The 8,046-nt window shown below is 70.4% G+C and carries 6 protein-coding genes; 5 read left to right on the top strand and 1 reads right to left on the bottom strand.

Annotated features, from left to right (window positions below; all coding sequences use genetic code 11):
- On the bottom strand, positions 1-2,969 hold a 2,969-nt coding region (locus QMX80_RS17200; RefSeq protein WP_282278388.1), incomplete at its 3' end, for a TIM-barrel domain-containing protein.
- Positions 2,970-3,050: 81 nt separating this feature from the next.
- Between QMX80_RS17200 and QMX80_RS17205 the strand changes: the two genes are divergently transcribed.
- From QMX80_RS17205 to QMX80_RS17225, 5 genes are read left to right on the top strand one after another with little or no spacing between them, the layout of a single operon-like run.
- Positions 3,051-3,236, top strand: coding sequence for a hypothetical protein (locus tag QMX80_RS17205; protein ID WP_282278389.1), 186 nt, complete (start codon positions 3,051-3,053; stop codon positions 3,234-3,236).
- Positions 3,237-3,285: 49 nt separating this feature from the next.
- Entirely contained in the window at positions 3,286-4,440 is a 1,155-nt protein-coding gene (locus tag QMX80_RS17210) for an SIS domain-containing protein (protein ID WP_282278391.1), read from the top strand.
- Positions 4,433-5,371 carry an ROK family protein gene (locus tag QMX80_RS17215; RefSeq protein ID WP_282278392.1) on the top strand — a complete coding sequence of 313 codons (939 nt, stop codon included), beginning with the start codon at positions 4,433-4,435 and terminating at the stop codon, positions 5,369-5,371. Before QMX80_RS17210 ends, QMX80_RS17215 begins: the two co-directional genes overlap by 8 nt.
- Before the next feature lie 15 nt (positions 5,372-5,386).
- Positions 5,387-6,721 (top strand): D-tagatose-bisphosphate aldolase, class II, non-catalytic subunit, encoded by a 1,335-nt coding sequence (locus QMX80_RS17220; RefSeq protein ID WP_282278393.1) that lies wholly within the window; start codon positions 5,387-5,389, stop codon positions 6,719-6,721.
- A 34-nt stretch (positions 6,722-6,755) separates the two neighbouring features.
- The gene (locus tag QMX80_RS17225; RefSeq protein WP_055768539.1) at positions 6,756-7,532 is read left to right on the top strand and encodes a DeoR family transcriptional regulator; all 777 of its coding nucleotides are present in this window, start codon (positions 6,756-6,758) and stop codon (positions 7,530-7,532) included.
- Positions 7,533-8,046: the final 514 nt, after the last annotated feature.

Genomic DNA, 8,046 nt, shown 5'->3' on the forward strand with positions numbered 1-8,046 from the left:
GCGTGCGCCTGACCGGCCAGCGCGGCCGGCAGCGGCAGCTGGGTGAGGTATTGCTGCCGTGCCGGCCGCTCCGGTAGCTGTTGTTCGAGGATGTGGAAGGTGGACAGCGCGATCGGGCCGACGTCGCGCGGCTGCAATGCGTCGATGGCACGCGCGGCGCTGCTCTGCGCAGCGGTGACCATCGGGTCGTTGCCGCCCTCGCCCTCCGGGTTCTGCACGCCCAGCACGCGGAAGCGCAGCAGGCGGCCGGCATGGGCCGGGAAGTCGATGCGCTGCAGGCCTTCCTTCAACGACAGGCGGCCGCGGGCGACGGGCTCGCCCCACTCGCCATTGCTGTCGCCCATGTAGATTTCGTAGTCGCGTACCTGGCCGTGCTTCCAGTGTTGGTCGTTGCGCGGCGCCAGTTCAATGCCGTCGATCATCTTCCTCTCGCCGAACCCGATCACCCACTCGTGGGCGCCGGTGCGGATGGCCTGGTTGCGCACGGTGCGGAACCAGGTCGCCGGATCGTCGTCGAAGGCGTTTTCCAGCGGATAGCCCTTTTCCTCGGCCGGGCGGTTGACCACCAGCAGGCTGTCCGGCGGCAGCGCGCGGCCCTGCTGCGGCGCGGCCGGGAACGCGTCGTCGGCCGCGGCGGCGGCCACCGGGAAATCCAGCTGCAGCTGCAGCGGCTGGCGGATGTCCACCATCGCGGTGCGCACGTGCAGGGTGCCGCGGCGTTCGCCGGCATCGAAGTACCAGCCTTCGTCGGCCGCGTCGAAGGCGGCCGCATCGGCGAGCGCGGGCAGCGCGCGGCCGTCCAGCCGCACCGCCGCCGGCGCCTGCCGGTTGAGCACGCGCAGGCCGTAGCGGCGCTGCGCCAGCTGCCCGCGGTAAGCGCCCTGCACCGCGTCGATGCGCACCTGCACCGGGCCGCTGCCCTGCGCCGGCGCCTGCATGCGGATCTGCTGCGTGCTCGATTCGCCCTGCTGGTAGCGGCGGGTGTTGCCGTCGTCCTCGTACAGCGTGTAGCGGGAGTCGCCCTGCGGATACAGGTCGAAGGTCACTTCATCCAGCGGCTTCTCGCCGTCGAACAGCATGGCCGGGTACATCGGCAGGATCGCGCCGGCGCGCACGAATACCGGCAGCGTCGCCAGGTCCACCTGGCGGTCGAGCTGGCGGCCATCGGCGCCGACCTGCACGCGGCGGCCGTCCCAATAATCGAACCAGCCGCCTTGCGGCAGGTGGATGTCGCGGCGCCAGCCGCGGCTGGCGGCCTGGCTGCGGTACACCGGCGCCACCAGCAGGTCGCGGCCGAGCAGGAACTGGTACCTGTAGGTTTCATCCTGCGCGTGCGGGTCGCGGGGGTTGTCCCACATCAGCCCGCGCACCGGCGGCGCGCCGTTCTGCGCGGCTTCGTGCACCAGCCCGTACATGTACGGGGTCAGGCGCATCTTCAATTTCAGGTAGTCGCGGTTGATGCCGCGGTAGGGCTCGTCGAACCACCACGGCTGCTTGCGCGCGCTCGACGACCAGCCGCTCATGCCCATCAACACCGGCGTGAACGCCTTCCACTGCAGGTCGCGGGTGAAGGTCTCGGCGCTGCCGCCGAAGATCGCATCGACATCGCCGGCGGCATAGGCCATGCCGGACAGGCCGGAGCCGACCAGGGTCGGCACGTGCCAGCGGATGTAGTCCCAGCTGCTGCTCTGGTCGCCGGTCCAGGCCACCGCGTAGCGCTGGATGCCGGCCCAGCCCATCACCGTCCACAGGAACGGGCGCGAATCGGAGTTGTCCAGGATGCCGTTGAACGCCTGGCGGTTGGCGTCCATCGCGAACTGGTAGCCCTTGCCGGTCCAGGCCACGTCCAGCTTCTGCACGCGGGTGCCGGCCTTGCCGACTTCCCAGGCGATCTTGTCCACCCCGTTCTCGGTCCACAGGCCGGTCTTGAAGCCGTACTTCGCCAGGCCCTGCACGGTCTCGGGCAGCTGCCTGTAGCCGCAGCCGTAGCCGTCGTTGGGCAGGATCCAGCCGCCGGGCATGTCGTTTTCGCGGTACTTGGCGGCGACGCTGTCGACCACGTCGATCGTGGTGCCGGTGGGGCCGTCGCTCCAGCCTTCGGGCACGCTGCCGGGCTTCTTGATGTTGTCGCCGTCGTTGTAGCAGTCGGCATCGCCGTAGGACAGCGCCCAGCGCGCGACCATGTTCGGGCGGCCGGTCAGCTGGGTATAGCGCTCGATCAGGCGCGGCAGGCCGGCGCCGACGAAGTAGTAGGCGTCGAAGCGGTCCTCGCGGTGCAGCAGGGTGGCCTGGTCGGGCTGGCGCAGGTCGTAGCTGCCGTCGCTCCACGTATTGCGCAGCATGCCCCAGCCGCGCGAACTGAGCAGCATCGGCGCCGGGCTCGGGCGGTCGCCCTCCTCCCAGCCGCCGGAGTAGGAAATCTCCAGCTCGCGGCCCTTGAACTGGTAGCGGCCGTTCTGCTGGCCGCCGCCGAAGAAGGCCTCGTCGGGCTGCGAGGACAGCACCTGCACGCTCTGCGCGGCATCCAGGTCCAGCGGCTGCAGCTCCTGCCACAGCGCGGTGGGCTGGCCATCGTCCAGCCGCTCCAGGCGCAGCCGCAGCGGTTGCCGCTGCACGTGCAGCACCAGCGCATCGGTGCGCACGCGGATTTCCTGCGCGTCTTCTTCCAGTTGCGCCTGCACGCTGGCCCCCGGCTGCGGCAGCACGATGGGCGCGGCCTTGTCCCCAGCGCCGGTCAGCCTGCCTTTGCGGCCGGCCTGCACGCGGATGATGTCGGCGGCCGGCAGTTCGATGCGGATGCGCGTGCCGTTGTCGGTGAGCAGGTCCCAGCCACGCACACCATCGCGGCCATCGCCGGCACCGACCGACCGCAGGTTGCCCACCGGCTCGGCATGCAGCGGCAGCGCCGGCAGCAGCAGGACGGAAAGCAGTGCCACCGGCAGTGGCAGACGACGTACGCGCTTGTGCACCTTGCTCCCCAGGCCCTTCAGGCGGGCATTCGATGGCGGTTGCGCCGACTCTAGGGCAGCGTTTCGAAAGATGTCAACAAAATGAAAGCAAAAGATAAGAATTTTTATATCAATCGAAAGTTTGTGCAAAGCACCACTTTCCTTATCCCCTTCAGCGACGTGAAACAGACAGCGAAAGGTCCGTCAGGAAAACCTTTCGATCCGTACCGACAGACGGGCAGCGACACCATCGCGAAAGAATTCTTTCTTTTTTCTTTCGATGTTTGACATTTCGAAAGAAAAAGCAGATCGTGCGCTGGCCCAACAGGAACCAAGAATGGACGCCACCCCGCTTACCGATCCGTCCGCCTGGCAGCGCCTGGGCGGAGCCGATACCGCCGCCGAAATCGCCCAGCAGCCGGCCTTGTGGGAAACCCTGGCCAGCGGCCTGGAGCGCGACCAGGAACGCCTGCAGGCCTTCCTCGGCCAGCGCCTGTCCGACCCGGCGCAGCGCGTGCTGTTCACCGGCGCCGGCAGCTCCGGCTTCATCGCCGAGATGGTCGCCGACCACATCAACGCGCAGTGGCCGGCGGAAGTGCGCGCGGTGCATACCACCAGCCTGCTGACCCACCCGGCGCTGTACCTGCAGCGCGAGCGCCCGACTCTGCTGGTGTCCTTCGGCCGCAGCGGTTCCAGCCCGGAAAGCGTGGCCGCGGTCGAGCGCGTGCGCGCCGACGTGGACGACGCCCGTTTCCTCGACATCACCTGCAACGCCGACGGCGAACTGGCGCGCCGCGGCGCCGGCCGCGCCGACACCTGCACCCTGCTGATGCCGGCGGCCAGCTGCGACCGCGCCTTCGCCATGACCAGCAGCCTGAGCTGCATGCTGCTGGCGGCGCTGGCGGTGTTCGAGCGCGCGCCGTGGAACGAGCGCGGCGAGCGCATCCGCCAGGTCGCCGCACTGGCACGGGAAGGCCTGCAACGCTGGGACGCACCGGTGGGCGCGCTCGCCGCGCAGCCGTTCGACCGCGTGATCTACCTGGCCAGCGGCCCGCTGGAAGCGCTGGCGCGCGAAGCCGCGCTGAAGGTGCTGGAACTCACCGCCGGCCGCGTGCTGGCGATGGCCAACACGCCGCTGGGCTTCCGCCACGGGCCGAAGTCCACGCTCGATGCGCGCACCCTGGTGGTGATGCTGCGCAGCGCGCAGCCGCTGGCGCGCCGCTACGAACAGGACCTGCTGGAAGAACTGCGCGGCGACGGCGTGGCCGGCAGGGTGCTGTCGGTCGGCCCGCATTCGGACATCGGCATGGGCGACGACTTCACCCTGCAGGTGCCGGCCCTGCCCGACGCCTGGCTGGCGCCGGCGTGGCTGCCGTTCGCGCAGCTCTATGCGCTGCGCCGCTCGGCCGCGCTGGGGCTGACCCCGGACAACCCGTTCCCCGACGGCACCGTCAACCGCGTGGTCAAGGGCGTCACCATCCACCATGGCTGAGTCCTCCGCCAGCGCCTGCTACGGCATCGACATCGGCGGCACCAAGATCGAACTGGTGGCCTGCGATACGGCCCTGCAGGTGAGCTGGCGCAAGCGCATCGCCACGCCGCAGGGCGACTACGCCGGCTTCCTGCGGGCCGTCGAAACCCTCGCCGCCGATGCCGATGCGGCGCTGGGACAAGCCGCCCATGCCATCGGCATCGCCTTGCCCGGCGTGCGCGACCGCCGCAGCGGCCACCAGCTCAGCGCCAACGTGCCGGCCATCACCGGCCAGTGCGTGGCCCGCGACCTGCAGGAACGCCTGCAACGGCCGCTGCATTTCGGCAACGACCTGCAGTGCTTCGCCCTGTCCGAAGCGCATGGCGGCGCCGCCGACGGCTACGCCAGCATGTTCGGCGCGATCCTCGGCACCGGTGCCGGCGGCGGCTACTGCGTGCAGGGCCGGCTGATCGGCGGCTTCAACGGCCTGGCCGGCGAATGGGGCCACTGGAGCGTGCCGGCCAACCTGCTGCAACGCCACGGCCTGCCGCTGCTCGACTGCGGCTGCGGCCTGCGCGGCTGCGTGGAGCGCTATGTCTCCGGCAGCGGCGTGGCGATGATCGAACGCCATCTCGGCGGCAGCGCCGCCAATGCCAGCGACGTCATCGCCCTGGCCGAAGCCGGCGACGCGCGCGCGCGGCAGGCGCTGGACATCCACCGCGACCTGCTCGGCCACAGTTTCGCCGCGCTGATCCTGGCGCTGGACCCGCACGTGATCGTGCTCGGCGGCGGGCTCTCGCAGTACGCGCCGTTGTACGAACAGCTGCCGGCGGCGATCGCCGCGCATCTGTTCGCCGGCGTGCAGGTGCCGCAGATCGTGCCGCCGCGCTTCGGCGATGCCGGCGGCGCGCGCGGCGCCGCCCTGCTCGCCTGCCAACCCACTTTTTCCTGATCCGGGAGTTCGCCCATGTCCCCGTTGCAGTCCCTGCTCGCCCGGCATCGCGCCAGCCACAACGTCGGCCTGTACAGCGTCTGCTGCAGCAACGAACAGGTGCTGCGCGCGGCGATGCACGTGGCCGCGCGCCACGGCACCGTGCTGCTGATCGAAGCCACTTCCAACCAGGTCGACCAGTTCGGCGGCTACACCGGCATGACCCCGCCGCAGTATCGCGACTACGTGCGGGCGCTGGCCGACGAGGAAGGCTTCCCGCGCGACCGGCTGGTGCTCGGCGGCGACCACCTCGGCCCCAATGCCTGGCAGAAGCAGCCGGCGGCCGAGGCGATGGCGCACGCGCGCGTGCTGATCGAGGCCTATGTCGCCGCCGGCTTCCACAAGATCCACCTGGACTGCAGCATGTCCTGCGTCGACGACCCGGTGCCGCTGCCCGACGCCACCGTCGCGGCGCGCTCGGCCGAACTGGCCGTCATCGCCGAACGCACCGCCGCCGCGCACGACCTGCCGCCGCCGGTCTACGTGATCGGCACCGAGGTTCCCGTCCCGGGCGGCGAAGCCTCGCTGGACGCCGGGCTGGCGGTGACCACGCCGGCCGCGGCCGCGCAGACGCTGGAGATCCACCGCCAGGCCTTCGACACGCCGCAGCTGCGCGAGGCCTGGCAGCGGGTGATCGCGATGGTGGTGCAGCCGGGCGTGGATTTCGACCACAGCAGCGTGCACGACTACGACGCGGCCGCCGCCGGCGAGCTGGCCGACTTCCTCGAAAAGCAGCCGCGCATCGTGTTCGAGGCGCACTCCACCGACTACCAGCGCGAGAGCGGCCTGCATGCGCTGGTGCGCGACCACTTCGCCATCCTCAAGGTCGGCCCGGCCGCGACCTTTGCCTATCGCGAAGCGCTGTTCGCGCTGGCGGCGATCGAAGCCGAACTGCTGCCCGCCGCGCAGCGCTCGCGCCTGCCGCAGGTACTGGAAGAGGTGATGCTGGCGCAGCCGAAATACTGGCAGGCGCATTACCACGGCGACGAAGCCACGCTGCGCCTGCTGCGCGCTTTCGCTTTCAGCGACCGCTGCCGCTACTACTGGGGCGAGCCGGCGCTGCTGGACGCGGTGCGCACGCTGTTCGCCAACCTGGAACAACACGCGCCGCCGCTGGTGCTGCTCAGCCAGTACCTGCCCGAACAGTTCCGCGCGGTGCGCGAGGGCACGCTGGCCAATACCCCGGGCGCACTGGTGCGGCACCGCATCGGCCAGTGCCTGGACGAATACGCGCGCGCCTGTTCGGCCAATACCGCCGGCATGCGCAAGCACAGCGAAAGTTCCGCCCACCCGAACCTTGCGAACGGCTAAGCTCGGCCTTTCCCGGAGAAAGCACGAGATGGCCATGCGCAACACCCGTTCCCGCCGGCAGCAGATCCTGCAGCAGCTGATCGAGCACGGCTCGGTGCAGGTCGCCGAACTGGTCGGGCGTTATGGCGTGTCGGCGGTGACCATCCGCACCGACCTGGGCCATTTCGAGGAACAGGGCCTGGCCACGCGCACCCATGGCGGCGCCACCCTGGTGCGCACACCGCCGCAGGAACAGGACATCCACGAGAAGGATGCGCTGAACCTGCCGCTGAAGGAGTCCATCGGCGCGCGCGCCGCCCAGCTGGTGCAGCCCGGCGACAACATCATCATCGACTCCGGCTCGACCACGATGACCCTGGCGCGCCACCTGCGCGGGCACCGCGACGTGACGGTGATGACCAATGGCCTGAACATCGCCTGGGAACTGGCCAACGCGCCAGGCATGAACGTGCTGCTCACCGGCGGCCAACTGCGCAAGCAGTCGCTGTCGCTGCAGGGCAGCCAGGCCGAGGCCAGCCTCAACCCGTACAGCTTCGACACCCTGTTCCTGGGCGTGGACGGCCTGGACCTGCAGTTCGGCCTGACCACCCACGACGAGGCCGAAGCGCGCCTCAACCACCGCATGGTCGAACGCGCGCGGCGCATCGTGGTGCTGACCGACGCCTCAAAATTCGGCCGGGTCAGCCTGCACCGCATCGCCTACCTGGACCAGATCCACGCCGTGATAACCGACGCCGGCATCGACGAAGCGACCCGCGAAGGGCTGCAGCGCCGCGGCATCGACGTGCTCGTCGCCGAACCGGCGCCGTAACGGCAGCGTGGCGTTGCCGCCCGGTAGCGCCGGGGAGCGCCCGGCTGGGCTTGCCCCGGTAATGCCCCCAGCGGGGCGTTGCCCCGCTCTACAGGGAGACAGGACACGGCCGCTCTGTGGCGCCGGGCAACGCCCGGCGGGGCTTGCCCCGGTAATGCCCCCAGCGGGGCGTTGCCCCGCTCTACAGGGAGACAGGACACGGCCGCCCTGTAGCGCCGGGCAGCGCCCGGCGAGGCTTGCCCCGGTAATGCCCCCAGCGGGGCGTTGCCCCCGCTCTACAGGGAGACAGGACACGGCCGCCCTGTAGCGCCGGGCAACGCCCGGCGGGGCTTGCCCGGTAATGCCCCCAGCGGGGCGTTGCCCCGCTCTACAGGAAGACAGGACGCGGCCGCCCTGTAGCGCCGGGCAACGCCCGGCGAGGCTTGCCCGGTAATGCCCCCAGCGGGGCGTTGCCCCGCTCTACAGGAAGACAGGACGCGGCCGCCCGGTAGCGCGCCGCCATAAACGCAAACGG

This window comes from Stenotrophomonas sp. PS02297 (assembly GCF_029959705.1).
GTDB lineage: Bacteria > Pseudomonadota > Gammaproteobacteria > Xanthomonadales > Xanthomonadaceae > Stenotrophomonas > Stenotrophomonas nitritireducens.

Coding starts and splice junctions, on each gene's coding strand:
- QMX80_RS17220 (WP_282278393.1), top strand. CDS start 5,387: ATGTCCCCGTTGCAGTCCCTGCTCGCCCGGCATCGCGCCAGCCACAAC.
- QMX80_RS17225 (WP_055768539.1), top strand. CDS start 6,756: ATGCGCAACACCCGTTCCCGCCGGCAGCAGATCCTGCAGCAGCTGATC.
- QMX80_RS17210 (WP_282278391.1), top strand. CDS start 3,286: ATGGACGCCACCCCGCTTACCGATCCGTCCGCCTGGCAGCGCCTGGGC.
- QMX80_RS17215 (WP_282278392.1), top strand. CDS start 4,433: ATGGCTGAGTCCTCCGCCAGCGCCTGCTACGGCATCGACATCGGCGGC.
- QMX80_RS17205 (WP_282278389.1), top strand. CDS start 3,051: ATGAAAGCAAAAGATAAGAATTTTTATATCAATCGAAAGTTTGTGCAA.